General features: G+C 45.5%; 12 protein-coding genes, 6 tRNA genes and 4 pseudogenes. 1 reads left to right on the plus strand and 21 read right to left on the minus strand.

The window, feature by feature from the left end; genetic code table 11:
* Positions 1 to 244: 244 nt before the first annotated feature.
* From SU60_RS18805 to pncC, 13 genes and pseudogenes are all read right to left on the minus strand, one after another.
* Positions 245 to 1239 (minus strand): annotated as a pseudogene (locus SU60_RS18805) (transporter).
* Between the two features lie 302 nt (positions 1240 to 1541).
* A tRNA-Arg gene (locus tag SU60_RS18810) sits at positions 1542 to 1618 on the minus strand.
* Positions 1619 to 1727: 109 nt separating this feature from the next.
* A tRNA-Arg gene (locus SU60_RS18815) sits at positions 1728 to 1804 on the minus strand.
* A 109-nt stretch (positions 1805 to 1913) separates the two neighbouring features.
* Positions 1914 to 1990: transfer RNA gene (locus SU60_RS18820), tRNA-Arg, on the minus strand.
* Between the two features lie 69 nt (positions 1991 to 2059).
* Positions 2060 to 2152: transfer RNA gene (locus SU60_RS18825), tRNA-Ser, on the minus strand.
* 16 nt (positions 2153 to 2168) lie between these two features.
* Positions 2169 to 2245, minus strand: a tRNA-Arg gene (locus SU60_RS18830).
* Between the two features lie 30 nt (positions 2246 to 2275).
* Positions 2276 to 2368: transfer RNA gene (locus SU60_RS18835), tRNA-Ser, on the minus strand.
* Between the two features lie 241 nt (positions 2369 to 2609).
* Positions 2610 to 2807: a carbon storage regulator CsrA gene (gene csrA, locus SU60_RS18840; protein ID WP_004415691.1), complete on the minus strand. Its 198-nt coding sequence runs from the start codon at positions 2805 to 2807 to the stop codon at positions 2610 to 2612.
* 91 nt (positions 2808 to 2898) lie between these two features.
* A complete protein-coding gene (locus tag SU60_RS18845) occupies positions 2899 to 4086 on the minus strand; it encodes an aspartate kinase (RefSeq protein ID WP_041156874.1) in 1188 nt (395 codons plus the stop codon).
* Between the two features lie 193 nt (positions 4087 to 4279).
* A pseudogene (gene alaS / locus SU60_RS18850) lies at positions 4280 to 6860 on the minus strand (alanine--tRNA ligase).
* Between the two features lie 138 nt (positions 6861 to 6998).
* On the minus strand, positions 6999 to 7469 hold the full coding sequence (gene recX / locus SU60_RS18855; protein ID WP_041156875.1) for a recombination regulator RecX: 471 nt from the start codon (positions 7467 to 7469) through the stop codon (positions 6999 to 7001).
* A 152-nt stretch (positions 7470 to 7621) separates the two neighbouring features.
* Positions 7622 to 8668: a recombinase RecA gene (recA, locus tag SU60_RS18860; RefSeq protein ID WP_041156876.1), complete on the minus strand. Its 1047-nt coding sequence runs from the start codon at positions 8666 to 8668 to the stop codon at positions 7622 to 7624.
* Between the two features lie 217 nt (positions 8669 to 8885).
* Positions 8886 to 9368 carry a nicotinamide-nucleotide amidase gene (gene pncC, locus SU60_RS18865; protein ID WP_041156877.1) on the minus strand — a complete coding sequence of 161 codons (483 nt, stop codon included), beginning with the start codon at positions 9366 to 9368 and terminating at the stop codon, positions 8886 to 8888.
* An 84-nt stretch (positions 9369 to 9452) separates the two neighbouring features.
* Between pncC and mutS the strand changes: the two genes are divergently transcribed.
* Positions 9453 to 12014 (plus strand): DNA mismatch repair protein MutS, encoded by a 2562-nt coding sequence (gene mutS, locus SU60_RS18870; RefSeq protein ID WP_041156878.1) that lies wholly within the window; start codon positions 9453 to 9455, stop codon positions 12012 to 12014.
* A gap of 105 nt (positions 12015 to 12119) precedes the next feature.
* Here the strand turns inward: mutS and rpoS are convergent.
* The 8 genes and pseudogenes from rpoS to ftsB all read right to left on the minus strand — a co-directional run bounded on the left by rpoS (position 12120) and on the right by ftsB (position 18202).
* Positions 12120 to 13106, minus strand: a pseudogene (gene rpoS, locus SU60_RS18875) (RNA polymerase sigma factor RpoS).
* 79 nt (positions 13107 to 13185) lie between these two features.
* Complete coding sequence (locus SU60_RS18880) at positions 13186 to 14151, minus strand: peptidoglycan DD-metalloendopeptidase family protein (RefSeq protein WP_052481566.1); 966 nt, start codon at positions 14149 to 14151, stop codon at positions 13186 to 13188.
* A 52-nt stretch (positions 14152 to 14203) separates the two neighbouring features.
* Positions 14204 to 14830 carry a protein-L-isoaspartate(D-aspartate) O-methyltransferase gene (locus SU60_RS18885; protein ID WP_041156879.1) on the minus strand — a complete coding sequence of 209 codons (627 nt, stop codon included), beginning with the start codon at positions 14828 to 14830 and terminating at the stop codon, positions 14204 to 14206.
* Positions 14830 to 15604: pseudogene (gene surE / locus SU60_RS18890) on the minus strand (5'/3'-nucleotidase SurE). Before surE ends, SU60_RS18885 begins: the two are co-directional and overlap by 1 nt.
* Positions 15604 to 16647 (minus strand): tRNA pseudouridine(13) synthase TruD, encoded by a 1044-nt coding sequence (gene truD / locus SU60_RS18895; protein WP_041156880.1) that lies wholly within the window; start codon positions 16645 to 16647, stop codon positions 15604 to 15606. The pseudogene surE and the gene truD overlap by 1 nt, the downstream one beginning before the upstream one ends.
* Before the next feature lie 73 nt (positions 16648 to 16720).
* A complete protein-coding gene (gene ispF, locus SU60_RS18900) occupies positions 16721 to 17197 on the minus strand; it encodes a 2-C-methyl-D-erythritol 2,4-cyclodiphosphate synthase (RefSeq protein ID WP_041156881.1) in 477 nt (158 codons plus the stop codon).
* Positions 17198 to 17214: 17 nt separating this feature from the next.
* Positions 17215 to 17919 carry a 2-C-methyl-D-erythritol 4-phosphate cytidylyltransferase gene (gene ispD / locus SU60_RS18905; RefSeq protein WP_041156884.1) on the minus strand — a complete coding sequence of 235 codons (705 nt, stop codon included), beginning with the start codon at positions 17917 to 17919 and terminating at the stop codon, positions 17215 to 17217.
* 1 nt (position 17920) lies between these two features.
* Positions 17921 to 18202, minus strand: coding sequence for a cell division protein FtsB (gene ftsB, locus SU60_RS18910; protein ID WP_041156882.1), 282 nt, complete (start codon positions 18200 to 18202; stop codon positions 17921 to 17923).
* Positions 18203 to 18361 lie beyond the last annotated feature (159 nt).

The following is an 18361-nucleotide window of genomic DNA, read 5'->3' on the forward strand; positions in this document are numbered from 1 at the left end:
AGCTTAACATGGCTGATGTTTGTGGTTTCAACATCAGCCTACTCATTTAAGCAAACTCATCAAAGTAGCTCAACTAGCAATGCCTTCCTCAGTCATTTCCTTGTATAACGACATCTCTAGATAGCGACACCTCGAGACAACTAATTTATATAACCAATACAGTTCAACGTAACTACAGTTCAACGTAACTACAGATCAATATAACTACAGTTCAAGCTCTGCCGCGCATGTCATTAAATGTATATTAAAAGTTCATAGGCACACGCACGGTTAATTGGAAGTCAGGCGCATCTTCAGTTAGACCCGCTTGAGCACTGACGTTGATAGACGAGCTTTCACTAAAGGAATAATTAACCCCAAAGTTCAACGTGTCTAATTGCAACAGTTTGGCATCATCAGCCGTGCGACCATCCACTTTACTTTTTAGAATCGTCTTGTGGCTTAAGCTAGAGAAAAAGATAAGTCCGGATTGACAGCGAAGCCCATTCCTCCTGCAAGTGAAATTGTGTCACCTAAATCGACATCCGCTTTTGTATCCGCAACGGTGACATTGTCTTCGAGGTTATATATGTAGCTGATATTGGCAAACAATACCGCGGGATCCGTGGGATAAATCATTGAAAGGCTTGGTTCGAAGCTCCAAAAACCCGAACCTGTTGGCACATCACTAAACGAGTTACTGCCATCATCAATCGATACATCATAGGGTGAACGGCCCGTATCTGATTTTACCCGTAGACCTCCAATCCAGTAAGGCGCCGACTCGAAGTTTATTTGATGCCTAAGCGCTAATTCGACATCACCGATGCCTCCCCCATCAATGGTGGTATTCACAACCGGTCTACTGGCTCCATCCTGAATAGGGCGTGTTGCGATTTGATCGTTGCGGTAAACATAGGGTAAGCGCAGCTCTAACTCTGTCGCATTGGTGAGGCCATAGCGAGCAGTAAGACCCACAGTGATCGTGGTTCTATCTGCATCACTGACTTCAATGCGCCCAACTATCAAGGTTGGTAAGATGGTATAGCCTACCACGGAGACTTTGTTGGAAGAGTTTTGTGTGTAGCTTAAGGACGTATCAAATGACCACTCTCCTTGAGGAGTTAAAACGCCTGGGCGATCTAATACATCACTCACCGATTGTGCTCTTTGCGGAATATCATCCCCTTCAGCCCCATAAACAACCGGAGCTATACAGAAAGCACTTAATGCACTTGCGATCAGAGTATGCCGTAACATCATAACCTCATTTTCTATGGCAGTTATAAATGCTTAGGTCATATTCCTGCGTTAATCAATAAATGCCACTAATAAATCACCTACATAAGAGCAAGCGCACATAAAGGGGAAAAATGATTGATAACAGGGGAAGTTTTCGATAAGCCGCTATTCGACAATCAAGCTTTTTATAAACGAAAAACCGACACAGTTCGCGGGTTTGGTAACCATCAAGAATAAGGTTCTTTATTAGGGTTGGGATAATATGAATCGTTGGATGCTAAAAACGAAAAAACCTCGCAGATGCGAGGTTTTAGAATAAGTGGCGCGTCCTGGAGGATTCGAACCTCCGACCGCCTGGTTCGTAGCCAGGTACTCTATCCAGCTGAGCTAAGGACGCGCAGTTTTCGATATCAACTTGTCATCAATATCAGGGCTATGCCCTGCTTCTATGCCTTTAGAACCGCTCTACTTTCATACAACGAATCTATTTACATAGAAATAAAGAGTGGCGCGTCCTGGAGGATTCGAACCTCCGACCGCCTGGTTCGTAGCCAGGTACTCTATCCAGCTGAGCTAAGGACGCGCAATTTTCGATATCAACTCGTCGTCAATATCAGGGCTATGCCCTGCTTCTATGCCTTTAGAACCGTTCTACTTTCATACAACGAATCTATTTACATAGAAATAAAGAGTGGCGCGTCCTGGAGGATTCGAACCTCCGACCGCCTGGTTCGTAGCCAGGTACTCTATCCAGCTGAGCTAAGGACGCACTGTTTTGTGAACTCTATCACACTAAATTTCTTTACGAACAAAAAAATTTGACCGCTACGTCAATAAATGGCGGTGAGGGAGGGATTCGAACCCTCGATACGGCTACAAACCGTATACTCCCTTAGCAGGGGAGCGCCTTCAGCCTCTCGGCCACCTCACCGTTTTTGTTCTAAAGATGGCGCGTCCTGGAGGATTCGAACCTCCGACCGCCTGGTTCGTAGCCAGGTACTCTATCCAGCTGAGCTAAGGACGCGCAATACACTTTAGTTAGTGTCACAAGACATGGCGGTGAGGGAGGGATTCGAACCCTCGATACGGCTACAAACCGTATACTCCCTTAGCAGGGGAGCGCCTTCAGCCTCTCGGCCACCTCACCGTCTTGCGGAGGCACATATTACGTTTTACCAAAAATATGTCAAACACTTTCTTTGAAAAAAAACACGAAAACGGCTTAACCGTTGTTGATTTAATCAAAGTGATGATTAAACGAACTTTATCATCCTATTATGATGAAAAAAAGAGAGTCTTCTCTTAAAAAATGACATTTGTCAGGAACTAAAAAGGCCAACTTTTACGCTAGCCTTTTCATCCAAATCAAGTCCCGTATTAAGAGGACCTTAGTAGTTACCTGAAGCTACATTGCCGTTGCCTTTTTCAGCTTGAATACGCATGTAGATTTCTTCACGGTGAACAGATACTTCTTTCGGAGCGTTAACGCCGATGCGCACTTGGTTACCTTTAACACCCAGTACCGTTACAGTGACTTCATCACCAATCATAAGTGTTTCGCCTACGCGACGAGTCAAAATTAGCATTCTTTGCTCCTTGAATAATCTCTAAATTTCTTGCAGTAAAGCTATTATCCAACAAAAGTTATATTTTCGTAAACAACCTTGTTGATTAAAATCAGCCTAATACGGCATGTTTTTGTTGGCAGTCACCTGCTCCACCATGAGCAAAGCAAGCGTCATGAATAATGTTTGCCGCTAAATCCACACATTCAGGTGTTAAGACTAACATTGTAGACAATGTATTTGTTGTGCAGTGATGGATATAAATGTCGCTCTGTGACAATAAATCGCATGCATGACTGACCAACGTATTGGCTTTGAGTCCTACTACGGTTAACTGGCTTACCAGTTCACTATTACGGATTTTATCGCCAAACACCAGAGCGAACTTGGCGTATGCATCCTGTTTTATCAGGATACCTGCTCGTTCTGTATCCTCGATCACATTCCAAACTTCAATGCCTAACAACTGACACTGTTGGGTTGCGCTGGATAATTCCGTTTTTTCGACTTCGATGATGAGCAGATCACGCTGAATCGCGATCCCAGAAATCGCTTGATTCCCTGATTCACCTTTTACTAAGGTGCCATCATTAACATCAAATGTAGAAAGTACGCGTAATGGCACTTTATGTTGCCATGCATATTGCACAGAAGGTAAGTGCAGCACCTTTGCCCCTCGACTGGCCATTGCTTCCATCGAAGGGAAATCAATCACTGCCATTTTTTGCGCTGATTTCACGACCCTTGGATCACACGTATAAATACCATCAACGTCGGTAAAAATCTGGCATTCGTCAGCATACAATGCCCCTGCAAGCGTCACGGCACTCGTATCAGAGCCACCTCGGCCTAATGTGGTGATATCCCCATTTACATTCACACCTTGAAAGCCTGCAACAATGACAATTTGCTCTTGTTCAAGCAGAGTCATTATTTTCGAGCAATCAATATGTGTAATCGTTGCGTCATTGTGTTGGTTATCCGTCACAATGTTCGCTTGTGCTCCGGTAAGTGAACGTGCGCAATGCCCCATTGTATTTAGAGTCATCGCCAACAGTGCCATTGACACTTGTTCACCAGCAGAGAGCAAAACATCAAGTTCTCGAGCTGTAGGGACACTATCAATCTGCTTTGCTAGATCCATCAACCTGTTTGTTTCGCCTGACATAGCAGATACTACGACAACAACTTGATTACCATCATTTTTCGCCTTTATGATGTGTTCAGCGACCTGTTGAATTCTTTCAATTGAACCCATTGAAGTTCCGCCAAACTTTTGCACGATAAGGGGCTTTTTCACCAGTCTTCACCTTCCCAAGAACAAAGTCTCATTAGGACCACATACCTGCTATTGAGGTAACGGATATGGTCGCCACAATAAAAAACCAAGCAGCCAAGTGACCATTTTTCTGGCCACTTGGACTACTTGGTTATATTAATATTACGCCTAATCAGAGCTGGTCAGTTAGACGTAAGTGATTATTCAATACGGATTACAAGCGCTCTTCTAACCAAGCTGAACGGTCTTGATAGCTTCTGGCAATGCGGAGACATCGGTACCACCCGCTTGAGCCATATCAGGTCGACCGCCGCCTTTACCACCAACTTGCTCTGCAACCATCTTAACGAGGTCACCAGCTTTCACTTTGCCAACCAAGTCTTTGGTTACACCCGCAATCAGGCCGACTTTATCGCCCGTGACGTTTGCTAGTAGCACAACGCCAGAACCCATTTGGTTTTTGATATCATCAACCATAGTACGTAGGTTCTTGCTGTCAGCCCCTTCAAGAGCGGCTACCAAGACTTTTGTCCCGTTCACTTCAACCGATTTACCCATGATGTTGGCGCTTTCTGCCGCTGCCATCTTGTCTTTCAGCTTCTGGATTTCTTTTTCAAGCGCTTTCGATTTCTGTGCAGACTCTGCCAGCTTCTCTTCGTATTTCGCCGTTTGAGTTTCGATGACATCAAGAGCAGCTTCACCCGTTACGGCTTCAATACGGCGACGCCTGCGGCGATACCACTCTCTGACGTGATCTTGAACAGGCCAATATCGCCGGTGCTTGAAGCATGAATACCACCACATAGCTCTGTAGAGAAGTCTCCCATAGATAGGACACGTACTTCATCATCGTACTTCTCACCAAACAGTGCCATCGCACCTTTCTTCTTGGCTGATTCAATATCCATGATATTAGTTTCAATCTGATGATTACGACGAATATGCGCATTGACAAGACGCTCGACTTCTTTTAACTCCGCTGGCGTGACCGCTTCTAGGTGTGAGAAGTCAAAACGAAGGCCTTCTGGTCGCACTAACGAACCTTTCTGCAAAACGTGGTCGCCTAGCACTCGACGCAACGCTTCATGTAGCAAGTGGGTCGCAGAGTGGTTCAACGATGTTGATAAACGACGTTCAGCGTCGACAATCGCAGTGACGTCATCGCCTTTCGCGAGTACGCCTTCTGCCATCACACCATGATGGACAATGGCACTGCCTAACTTCTGCGTATCTTCTACTTTGAAGATACCCGACTCAGTGCGGATTTCACCCGCATCGCCACATTGACCACCAGATTCTGCGTAGAATGGCGTTTCGCCCAACACGATGATCGCTTTATCACCCGCAGAAAGTGAATCTACTTCTTTGCCTTCAACAAACAAAGACACAATTGAACTAGAGCCTTCTGTGCCTGTGTATCCACAGAACTCAGTTTCAGCATCAACTTTAATCGTAGCGTTGTAGTCAGTACCAAATTGGCCGGCTTCGCGAGCACGTTGTCTCTGCTCTTCCATTGCTTTTTCAAAACCCGCTTCGTCGATAGTAAACTCACGTTCACGAGCGACATCGTTAGTTAAGTCAGCAGGGAAGCCGTAAGTATCGTAAAGCTTAAATACCGTTTCACCGTCGAGCTCTTTACCGTCTAAGTTGTCTAGAGCTTCGTTAAGAATCGTCATACCACGCTCAAGTGTGCGGCCAAAGTTCTCTTCTTCGATACGCAGTACTTTCTCAACTAGTGGTTGCTGGCGCTTCAACTCGTCACCTGCAGAGCCCATCACATCAGCCAGTACACCTACCAGCTTGTAGAAGAACGCACCTTGAGCACCAAGCTTGTTACCATGACGAACCGCACGACGAATAATCCGGCGAAGAACGTACCCACGCCCTTCGTTTGAAGGCATAACACCATCAACGATTAAGAATGAACAAGAACGGATGTGGTCAGCAATCACACGTAAAGACTGATTCGAAAGGTCTTCGTAACCTATCACTTCAGCAGAGGCTTTGATCAATGACTGAAATACGTCAATCTCGTAGTTAGAGTGAACGCCCTGCATGATGGCAGAGATACGCTCAATACCCATCCCTGTATCCACAGACGGTTTTGGTAGTGGCTCCATGGTACCGTCGGCATGACGGTTGAACTGCATAAATACGTTGTTCCAGATTTCGATGAAACGGTCACCGTCTTCTTCAGGCGTGCCAGGTCGACCACCCCAAATGTGTTCACCATGATCGTAGAAAATTTCTGTACATGGGCCACAAGGACCTGTGTCACCCATCTGCCAGAAGTTATCGGATTCGTATGGCTTACCACCTTTCTTATCGCCAATGCGAACAATACGATCTGCAGGAATACCAACTTTTTTGTTCCAGATCTCGAACGCTTCATCATCAGTTTCGTAGATGGTAACCAATAGACGTTCAGCAGGGAGCTTAAGAACTTCCGTTAAGAATTCCCAAGCGAAGGCAATGGCATCTTCTTTGAAGTAATCACCAAAGCTGAAGTTACCCAGCATTTCAAAAAAGGTGTGGTGACGAGCAGTAAAACCTACGTTTTCTAGGTCATTATGTTTACCACCAGCACGTACACAACGTTGAGCCGTAGTCGCTCGCGTATAGGCTCGTTTTTCCGAACCTAAGAAGCAATCTTTAAATTGGTTCATACCTGCATTAGTAAACAGCAGGGTTGGGTCGTTATGTGGTACCAACGATGAACTTTCTACGATTTGGTGTCCTTTGCTCTCAAAGAACTTGAGGAACGAGTTACGAACCTCGTCAGTGCTCATGTACATGCAGCTCTTCCTGAAAATAGTCGAGTTAGAATTTTGCCGTATTGTAGATCATGCAGTCTGCGGAGACTAGTTTTCTTGCGGAAAAGAGGGAGGATATAAAAAATTTAAACCAAATCTGAAATCAAAAATGGAGAACGTTCAGGATTCATGCTCATCAACGTTAAGGGCATAGTTGATTTGGTCAAAGCTGTAACCACGGTATTGTAGAAAGCGCACTTGTTTGGCGTACTCTTTCTGATCTTTGGCTTTTATGCCTTTGAATTTTTTTTCCGCAGCCAACCTGGCCAATTCAAACCAGTCTTGTGGCTCTTCCGCCATCGCCTCTTCGATTACTGACTCGGCGACCCGCTTTTGATTAAGCTCCTGACGAATTCTCCGCTCACCGTGCCCTTTATAAACGTGCTGACGAATTTGACTTTTAGCATATCGCAAATCGTCCAAATAATTGTGCTCCAAACAGAAACTTATCGCTGTTTCAATGTCGGATTCCTCGTACCCTTTCAAGGCCAGTTTCTGATACAACTCATACTGACCGTGGTCACGGCGACTCAATAACTGGATGGCAGCTTCTTTACTGGATAAGGTCGGTGTTTGGCGCTTTTGATACATGATGATCCTAAACCTATTTTTACTGCGCAATAACTGACCCATTTATTTGTCCAGATAGGTATGGTTTGCGCTTTTCTATTGGTTCAACGTTAACGAATACAACAAAGCCCCGCATTGCAGGGCTTTGATAATGATTCTAAACAGAAGAAATATTAAAATTCTTCTTCTTTTTGCTGAGGAACCTCACCAGCTTCTGGCGCTTCAGCCACAGCTGGGGCTAGTAGCATTTCACGAAGCTTAGTATCGATAGTCTTTGCAACTTCTGTATGTTCACGTAGGTAGTTACACGCATTAGCTTTGCCTTGACCAATCTTGTCGCCGTTGTAGCTGTACCAAGCCCCTGCCTTTTCAACCAATTTATGCTTGACGCCTAGATCAACAAGTTCACCTTCGCGATTAAAGCCACGACCGTACATGATCTGTGTATTCGCTTCTTTAAATGGTGCCGCGATCTTATTCTTCACAACTTTGATGCGAGTTTCATTACCTACAACCTCGTCACCTTCTTTGATAGCGCCAGTACGACGAATATCAAGACGGACAGATGCGTAGAACTTAAGTGCATTACCACCAGTCGTTGTTTCTGGGTTTCCGAACATCACGCCGATCTTCATACGGATTTGGTTAATGAAGATACACATACAGTTAGATTGTTTGAGGTTACCAGTAAGCTTACGCATCGCTTGAGACAGCATGCGCGCCTGCAGACCCATGTGACTATCGCCCATTTCACCTTCGATTTCGGCTTTTGGCGTCAGTGCTGCGACCGAGTCAACAACCATTACGTCAATCGCACCAGAGCGTGCTAACGCATCACAAATTTCTAGCGCTTGCTCACCAGTGTCAGGCTGAGAAACTAATAGTGCATCGATATCAACGCCAAGCTTCTTTGCGTAAACAGGGTCCAGAGCGTGCTCTGCATCAATAAAAGCACACGTTTTACCTTCGCGCTGCGCTGCAGCAATAAGCTCAAGCGTTAACGTAGTTTTACCTGAAGATTCTGGACCGTAGACTTCGACGATACGACCCATTGGTAAACCACCCGCACCCAATGCAATATCAAGAGAAAGAGAACCTGTTGAAATGGTTTCTACATCCATTGCGCGGTTGTCACCAAGGCGCATGATTGAGCCTTTACCGAATTGTTTTTCAATTTGACCTAGCGCAGCGGCGAGCGCCTTCTGTTTGTTCTCGTCCATTACTTTCTCCGATTTATTCATCTTTTGGGCGACGAATAGTCATTAAACTTTTTTCAATAGCAGGTAGTCTTCAACAGTTAACCTGCTCAGCAATGCAACTCATTATACTGTTGATTCATACAGTGTCCACACCTGTATAAAAAAAATTTGGCCTGCTTCGTATCCGTTTTTGCTGTAAGCCTTGTTACATCAGGGCTAACGTGTATTTTAAATTTTTCTAAACTAAATGTTGCTGGATTCGAGTGAGTGCATGAAATACCGCTTGCTCTCTCACCTTAGCGCGATCACCAGTAAAATGCATAGTTTCAACCAAAAGCCAATCTTGCTTATCTGCAAATGCAAAGCACACGGTTCCAACAGGCTTTTCTTCACTGCCACCACCTGGACCGGCAATGCCACTCACAGAAACGCCAATCGTTGCGTTCGAGTGCTTAAGCGCACCCTGAACCATTTCTATCACCACGGGCTCGCTGACGGCTCCGTGTGTTTCCAACGTTTGAGCTTGAACACCAAGCATTTCCATTTTCGCTTCGTTACTGTAAGTAACAAACGCCCTATCTAACCAAGCTGAACTGCCCGATATATCGGTAATAGCAGAGGCAATTCCACCTCCAGTACACGACTCCGCCGTTGTCATTACATGCTGATGTTGAGCGAGTAATTCACCGACATCAGCGCTGAGTTTGGTTGTTCTTTTCATAGCCAAAATGCCCTTTGTCTCTTTTTAGTTGATAGGGATTCACGTATCCTAATCCGCTACGAAAATAAACAAAAGAACTTACCTGTGAAAGCTGAACAAAAACACACTCCGATGATGCAGCAATACCTCAAGCTAAAAGCTGAGAATCCGGATATTTTGCTGTTTTACCGTATGGGCGACTTCTATGAGTTATTCTATGACGATGCCAAGCGTGCTTCTCAACTGCTTGATATCTCATTAACGAAACGGGGCGCGTCGGCAGGTGAGCCAATTCCAATGGCCGGTGTCCCTTTTCATGCCGTAGAAGGTTATTTGGCAAAGCTTGTTCAGCTTGGTGAGTCAGTCGCAATCTGTGAGCAGATCGGTGATCCAGCCACCAGCAAAGGTCCTGTAGAACGCAAAGTGGTGCGTATCGTCACTCCGGGCACGGTAACCGATGAAGCGTTGCTGTCTGAACGTGTCGATAACTTAATTGCCGCAATTTACCACCATAATGGTCAGTTCGGTTACGCAACATTAGACATTACGTCAGGCCGCTTTCAATTAACCGAGCCAGAAACCGAAGAAGCAATGGTCGCGGAACTGCAACGTACTGCACCGCGAGAATTGCTTTTCCCAGAAGACTTTGAACCCGTACACCTGATGTCGAGCCGTAACGGTAATCGCCGCCGCCCAGTATGGGAGTTTGAACTAGACACAGCGAAACAACAATTAAACCAACAGTTTGGCACTAAAGACCTCATTGGTTTTGGGGTAGAACACGCCAAACTTGGTTTGTGTGCAGCAGGTTGTTTGATCCAATACGTGAAAGATACCCAGCGTACAGCACTGCCTCACATTCGTTCGTTAACGTTTGATCGTCAGGATCACTCCGTCATTTTAGATGCGGCGACACGCCGTAATTTGGAGATAACGCAAAATCTCGCCGGTGGAACTGAGAACACGCTAGCAGAAGTACTGGATCACTGTGCAACGCCAATGGGTAGCCGTATGCTGAAACGTTGGTTACATCAGCCAATGCGCAGTATCGAAACGCTCAATCATCGTCTTGATGCCATTGGTGAAATCAAAGAGCAGACCCTATTTGTCGATCTTCAACCAACACTCAAGCAAATTGGTGACATTGAGCGAATTTTAGCCCGTCTTGCTCTGCGCTCTGCTCGCCCTCGCGATATGGCCAGGCTTCGTAATGCCATGCAACAACTGCCAGAGCTTGAGTCTGTCACCAGCGCTTTGACGCACCCATACCTTGTAAAACTGGCGCAATACGCTGCTCCAATTGATGAGGTGTGTGATCTGTTAGAGCGCGCGATTAAAGAAAACCCACCTGTCGTGATCCGTGATGGCGGCGTGATTGCCGAAGGTTACAACGAAGAACTCGACGAGTGGCGTAAACTCGCAGATGGCGCGACAGAGTACCTAGAGAAACTGGAATCGGATGAGCGTGATCGCCACGGCATTGACAGCCTAAAAGTGGGTTACAACAATGTGCATGGTTTTTACATTCAAGTAAGCCGAGGTCAAAGTCATTTAGTACCGCCACATTATGTACGTCGTCAAACACTCAAAAATGCAGAGCGCTATATCATTCCCGAGCTGAAAGAACACGAAGACAAAGTACTCAACTCAAAATCAAAAGCGCTCGCATTAGAAAAGCAGCTGTGGGAAGCGCTGTTTGATCAGTTAATGCCAAACCTTGAAAAACTGCAGAACTTAGCATCTGCGCTGTCTCAATTAGATGTTCTCCAAAACCTGGCTGAACGCGCGGATTCATTGGATTATTGCCGCCCGCTCTTAGTAAAGGATGCGGGCATTCATATTCAAGCGGGCCGTCACCCGGTAGTGGAGCAAGTTACTACAGAACCTTTTATCGCCAACCCTATCGAGTTGAACCCAACCCGTAAAATGTTGATCATTACCGGGCCAAACATGGGAGGTAAGTCGACTTACATGCGCCAGACCGCTTTGATTGCATTGATGGCACACATTGGCTCTTATGTTCCTGCTGAATCGGCACAAATCGGTTCGCTAGATCGCATCTTTACTCGTATCGGGGCGTCCGATGACTTAGCATCTGGACGTTCGACCTTCATGGTCGAAATGACCGAAACTGCCAATATTCTGCACAATGCGACCAAGAACAGTTTAGTGCTCATGGATGAAATTGGCCGTGGTACCAGTACTTATGACGGTCTGTCTCTCGCGTGGGCAAGTGCGGAGTGGTTAGCAACACAAATTGGTGCGATGACGTTGTTTGCGACCCACTACTTTGAGCTAACGGAGTTGCCCGGTCAGTTACCAAACCTGGCGAATGTTCACTTAGATGCGGTTGAACACGGAGACAGCATTGCCTTTATGCATGCCGTGCAAGAAGGTGCGGCGAGTAAATCGTACGGACTGGCGGTTGCGGGCCTTGCGGGTGTCCCAAAAACCGTGATCAAAAATGCACGCAATAAATTGTCTCAGTTAGAACAATTGAGCCATGGTGACAATGCACCTCGACCAAATGCTGTTGATATTGCTAATCAATTGAGTTTGATCCCCGAGCCAAGTGACATTGAGCAAGCCCTGTCCAATATTGATCCAGATGATCTGACTCCTCGCCAAGCTCTGGAAGAGTTGTATCGTTTAAAGAAAATGCTGTAATACTTATACCAATCGTAGTCAAAAGAAAAAGGCTATGGTGAACACCATAGCCTTCTCGTTCCATACTGATTTGATTATTGCTCAAAGTGTCGTGATAAAAAGATCTTAATCATCTTCCACGTTAAACAAGTTTTCCATGTTCAGACCTTGCTTAACCAGAACTTCACGTAAACGACGTAGCCCTTCTACTTGGATCTGACGTACACGTTCGCGAGTTAATCCAATTTCACGTCCTACCTCTTCCAGAGTTGATGGCTCATAACCTAGGAGTCCGAAACGACGTGCAAGCACTTCTTTTTGCTTAGGGTTGAGCTCTTCAAGCCAATGAATCAGCGAAGACTTAATATCATCATCCTGAGTAGACACTTCAGGATCGGAGTTATTTCCATCTGGAATAATATCAAGCAGCGCTTTCTCGCCATCACCACCAATCGGTGTATCAACTGAGCTAATCCGCTCGTTAAGTCGAAGCATCTTGCTGACATCTTCGACTGGAATTTCCAATTGAGCGGCAATCTCTTCGGCAGTTGGTTCGTGATCGAGCTTTTGTGATAGTTCACGCGCGGTGCGCAGATAGATATTTAACTCTTTGACGACATGAATAGGTAAACGAATGGTACGGGTTTGATTCATCAACGCACGCTCTATGGTTTGACGAATCCACCAAGTAGCGTAGGTTGAGAAACGAAATCCTCGTTCTGGATCGAATTTTTCTACCGCACGAATAAGACCTAAGTTCCCTTCTTCAATCAGATCCAGTAGTGCTAAACCACGATTGCTATAACGACGAGAGATCTTTACAACCAAGCGTAGATTACTTTCTATCATTCGCTTGCGAGCAGCCTCATCACCACGCAGCGCGCGGCGAGCATACAATACTTATTCTTCTGCGGTAAGTAATGGTGAGAAGCCAATTTCGCCTAAATACAACTGAGTTGCGTCTAAGCTCTTACTGCTTGCATCAAATTCTTCACGAGCAGTGCTTTTTGCTTCGGTGGATGGTGATTTTCGGAGTTTACTGGCAACGGTCTTCACTGACTCGTCGTCAAATTCAAACTCTTCAACTTTGGTTACTGTGTTGCTGATACTCATAACGCCTCCCCCTGGCGAGATAGCAAGACATGACAACTCAATATGTCGCTAAATAGTTTCGCAAGTTGTTTTCAAAGTTTTAAGGTAAATAGCGCTTTGGATTGACGGATTTACCTTGGTAGCGAATTTCAAAGTGCAGCTTGACTGATTTTGCGCCAGAACTACCCATAGTCGCAATTTTCTGTCCACTTTTCACACTCTGTCCTTCTGACACCAGCAGTTTGTCGTTATGTGCATATGCGCTCAAGTAATGATCATTGTGCTTCAATATGATGAGGTTACCATAACCTCTTAACGCATTGCCCGAGTAAACTACGGTGCCTGCAGCAGTTGAAACGACAGGCTGACCACGCTGTCCTGCGATGTCTATGCCTTTATTTCCTTGTTCTCCTGCTGAAAAGTTCTTGATTACTCTCCCTTTTGTTGGCCACAACCACTTAGATACCTGCTCATTATTTGCTTTTGATACTGGTGGCTTTTTGGCAGTAACCGGCGCCGTAGCCTTCACCGTTACTGGTGGTTTTTTCTGCACATTTTGGCTACCTTTTGAACCAACATACTCCTTTGTTTTCGATTGTTCAACCTTCTTGGCTGCCTGTTTTTGTTCTACTTTAGGCTTAGTTGATACCGATTTATTGGTAGAGTTTTTACTTGATACCGTCGATATTGGAGGAGTAACAACCGACGGTTTTACTACAGAAGTTTGTGCCACAACCGGAGCTATAACGGGTGCGGCTTTTTGCCCATATTTTGGTGCTATATATTTCGGAGCCCAAAGTTTTAACTTTTGACCAGGATAGATGGTATAAGGTTTAGTGAGATCATTGTAACGTACAAGATCGTTTACATCCTTATCTGTGAGATAGGATATAAAATAAAGGGTATCGCCTTTCTGGACTTCATAAAAACTTCCTCGATAGCTTCCTCTCTCAAGGCTTGAGTAATCTTTATTTAAGCTGGAAACAGGTGCAGGAGAGTGAGCCGCACAACCTATCAGTCCTGCAGCGAAAACCAAGCTAATACTAATACGCTTTAGTAACGTAATACTCGGTAACAACGTAATACTCGGTAATAACTTACTCACCAATTCCTTACCCTTAAGCCAAATCACCTGCCACTAGTGGAACAAACCGAACCATTTCCACCACGGTAGAAAGGAACTCGTCACCTTGACGTTCAATTTTTAATAGTTGTTGCTCAGCATTCCCTACGGGAATCACCATTTTGCCCCCCTCTTTTAGCTGCGCTAACAGTGCTTGGGGAACCACTTCAGCAGCAGCGGTGACAATAATGGCATCAAATGGACCTTTCGCTTCCCACCCTTGCCAACCGTCTCCGTGTTTGGTTGAGACATTATATATATCAAGCTGTTTTAAACGACGTTTCGCCTCCCATTGCAACGACTTAATCCGTTCAACAGAATAGACGTGCTCAACGATTTGCGCCAAAACGGCCGTCTGATAACCCGATCCCGTTCCTATTTCTAATACACGGCTGTCGCGTTTCAACTCTAACAGCTCTGTCATACGCGCTACGATGTAAGGTTGAGAAATCGTTTGTCCCTGACCAATCGGTAACGCATTGTTATCGTAGGCTTGGTGCATCATCGCTTGAGAAACAAAGCTCTCTCTTGGCAATCGGTGAATCGCATCCAAAACACATTGATCGTTAATGCCACTGGCGATAAGAAAGGTTATCAACCTGTTAGCATGTGGGTTACTCATTACTTCTCTTCCTTTAACCATCCATCCATAGCTCGTAGTGACTCATGAGCAGTGAGATCTACCTGCAGCGGTGTTATTGATACACGCCCGTGTTCAATCGCATAAAAATCGGTGCCTTCCCCCGCATCTTGTTCTTTGCCTGGGGCCCAACCAATAAATATCATGACCTCGCGGATCTTTCTGCTTAATCATATTCTCAGCGTGGTGACGCGCACCTAAGCGAGTAACCTCGATCTCTCCAAGTTTTTCTATTGGTAAGTCAGGTACGTTCACATTTAATAAGCGATTGGTGGGTATCGGTCGTGTTAAATGTTGTTCCACCAGCTGACGAGCAATTTTTGCCGCAGACTCAAAATGACGCTTGCCAACTAATGAAAAAGCCACCGACTGCACACCAAGAAAGTGCCCTTCCATGGCCGCTGCGACAGTGCCAGAATACAACACGTCATCACCCAAATTTGCGCCATGATTGATGCCTGTTAATACTAAATCGGGTAGGTCCTCTTTCATGAGTTCATTCAGGGCAAAATGTACGCAGTCTGTTGGCGTGCCTTGTACCGAGTATGTGTTTGGCGCTATCTCTGATATACGCAGCGGCTGCTCTAACGTCAACGAATTGGAAGCGCCAGAGCGATTTCTATCCGGGGCAACAATGATTACTTCAGCAATATTTCTGAGCTCATCAGCAAGTACATGTATGCCTTGCGCATGAACACCGTCGTCGTTGCTAATAAGGACTTTTATCGGTTTAGAAGGTTGTGAATCCAGTTCCATTAGTATTCTCTTTCTACTTGTACCTCATTGACCAACTCACGAACAATCGATGTAGCGAAAGAACCCGCATCTAATGAGAAAGTCAGCGTGATATTGTCACCTTCAATGCACCAAGCAAGATCTTGCGGCTTCAAAGCGATATTGCGACGATCATGACGCATACGATTACCGCGGATCAACGCCATTAAATCAGGCTCTTCATCGAGGAACGGTTGCTCTAATGCTAAAGCGTCCGCCTGAGTCGGTAAGGCATTATCTCCCGCTAATGCAGCCGTAATTGCTGCTGTTCCGTCAGAGAATTGCTGCTGAAGAGCGGCAATGTTTTCTCCGTCAACCACCACGTTACCTTTAGGTGTTTGGGCTACATCCCCAAGGATAAACGTGCCAAATCGGTCCTGATCTAAACGCTCAGATACGATACGATTAAAGATCCATGAACGAGCTGCAGACAAATACAAACTGCGCTTATTTTGGTTACGAGTTCTTACATTGTCACGCCCCCAACGACGGGCTTCTTCCAAGTTATTACCGTCATTGCCGAAACGCTGAGCGCCAAAGTAGTTAGGCACGCCAACTTGTTTCACCTTTTCAAGACGTTGGATTACATTTTCCACGTCTGTCACTTCAGACAAGGTTACAACAAACTCGTTCCCCACTAAGTCACCAGGACGTAATTTTTTATTATGGCGATCCGTAGCGATAATTTCTATGCTGGGATATTGAGCTAAAAACGCGCTGAAGTCGGGCGTTTCACCTTTCGGTAAATGAACACTTAACCATTGCTCTGTGACGGCATGACGGTCTTTGAGTCCAGCCCAGCTGACATCTTTCGATTTAACGCCACATGCTTTTGCAAGCTCGTTGGCAACAAAACTGGTATTTTCACCGACTTTACGAATACGCACCATGAGATGCTCGCCTTGCCCAGTGAACGTAAAACCAAGGTCTTCACGCACCTGAAAATGCTCTGGTTGCGCTTTAATTTTTGCTGATGCGACTGGTTTACCCGTTAGGTAAGCCAATGAAGATAAAATGTCTGACATGATGTATTTCCGCTGCTTCACAGCATAGATGAGCAAATTGCTTATTGATTGATGAACCGATTTTTTGAATACATTATTGCTTAAAAAGCAGCACTACTGCTTCCGTCGCTATGCCTTCTTTGCGTCCAGTAAAACCAAGGCGTTCCGTCGTAGTGGCTTTGACATTGATGTTGCTGACATCGGTTTCAAGATCTTGTGCGATGGTTGCACACATCGCATCAATATGCGGCGCCATTTTAGGAGCCTGAGCCATGATAGTAATGTCAGCGTTGCCTAAGCGATACCCTTGCTCTTTGACTCGACGATAGACATCTTTCAACAGTTCACGACTATCCGCCCCTTTCCATTTATCGTCGGTATCGGGGAAGTGGCGTCCAATATCACCAGCGGCGATCGCACCAAGTAAAGCATCCGTCAATGCATGTAAAGCCACGTCACCATCAGAGTGAGCAACAAGTCCTTGTTCATAAGGAATTGCCACACCACCGATAATAACCGGTCCTTCACCACCAAACTTGTGCACATCAAAACCGTGACCAATTCGAATCATTTTATACCCTTTATTGTTTAACCGCGTTCACGATTTAGATAAAACTCTGCCAACGCAAGATCTTCTGGCTGAGTAATTTTTATATTATTCGCTTGGCCATGGACCAGAGCAGGCGCTTCGCCAAACCATTCCAACGCAGACGCTTCGTCTGTGATGGCAATACCTTGTTGCAATGCATCAGCCAATACACGCGTTAGCTGCTCTGTTCTGAACATTTGTGGCGTCAGCGCATGCCACAATGCTTCTCTTTCTACCGTGTGATCAATACCTTGTGTAGAATTGGCTCGTTTCATAGTATCTCTGACTGGTGCAGCCAAAATGCCACCAATGGGGTGAGTGCTGCAAACTTCAATCAACCGATCAATATCGGAAATCGATACACAAGGTCTTGCTGCATCATGAACCAATACCCATTCACTCAAACGTTGTGTACTGACGTAACGCAGACCGGAGAGCACAGAGTCGGCTCTTTCACTTCCACCATCAACACGAATCACATCAGGGTGGTTTGCAATTGCCAGCTCCGGATAATAGGGGTCACCTTCGGTAATCGCGACCACTACTTTTGAGATATTCGGATGAGATAGCAGTTTTTCTACGGTATGTTCCAGCACCGCTTTACCTGCGACTAATAAGTATTGCTTCGGGCGGTCTGCTTTCATTCGGCTACCAACACCAGCAGCAGGCACGATAGCAACATGAGATGGGATGACGTCTGACATATTACTCATCTTCTTCACCGATGATGCGATAGAACGTCTCACCTTCTCTTACCAAACCAAGTTCATGACGCGCTCTTTCTTCAATTGCATCAATACCTTGCTTAAGATCATCAATTTCAGCGAACATTTCGTTATTGCGCGCTTGTAGCTTGCTGTTCACTTGCTGTTGAACTTCAATTTCATCTTTTACAGTGTAGTAATCAGACACGCCGTTTTTACCAAACCATAGCGTGTACTGAAGTAAGCCAAACAGTAACGTGAGGACTAAAACAAAGATTCGCATATCGCTGCTAATATTCTGTGCCGGAAGGAGTTAAATAGGGAGACATATATAGCATAAATGCGAGTTTGCCTCTAGGGGAGAAAGGGAGACTCACAGACTCCTCACAGGAAAATCGAAAGAAAGAGACATACACCGTATCTAGAATATCCAAAACAAAAT

Origin of the sequence: Vibrio mytili, from assembly GCF_000830505.1 — a bacterium.
Lineage (GTDB): Bacteria > Pseudomonadota > Gammaproteobacteria > Enterobacterales > Vibrionaceae > Vibrio > Vibrio mytili.

Coding starts and splice junctions, on each gene's coding strand:
- csrA (WP_004415691.1), bottom strand. CDS start 2,807: ATGCTAATTTTGACTCGTCGCGTAGGCGAAACACTTATGATTGGTGAT.
- recX (WP_041156875.1), bottom strand. CDS start 7,469: ATGTATCAAAAGCGCCAAACACCGACCTTATCCAGTAAAGAAGCTGCC.
- recA (WP_041156876.1), bottom strand. CDS start 8,668: ATGGACGAGAACAAACAGAAGGCGCTCGCCGCTGCGCTAGGTCAAATT.
- pncC (WP_041156877.1), bottom strand. CDS start 9,368: ATGAAAAGAACAACCAAACTCAGCGCTGATGTCGGTGAATTACTCGCT.
- SU60_RS18885 (WP_041156879.1), bottom strand. CDS start 14,830: ATGAGTAACCCACATGCTAACAGGTTGATAACCTTTCTTATCGCCAGT.
- truD (WP_041156880.1), bottom strand. CDS start 16,647: ATGTCAGACATTTTATCTTCATTGGCTTACCTAACGGGTAAACCAGTC.
- ispF (WP_041156881.1), bottom strand. CDS start 17,197: ATGATTCGAATTGGTCACGGTTTTGATGTGCACAAGTTTGGTGGTGAA.
- ispD (WP_041156884.1), bottom strand. CDS start 17,919: ATGTCAGACGTCATCCCATCTCATGTTGCTATCGTGCCTGCTGCTGGT.
- ftsB (WP_041156882.1), bottom strand. CDS start 18,202: ATGCGAATCTTTGTTTTAGTCCTCACGTTACTGTTTGGCTTACTTCAG.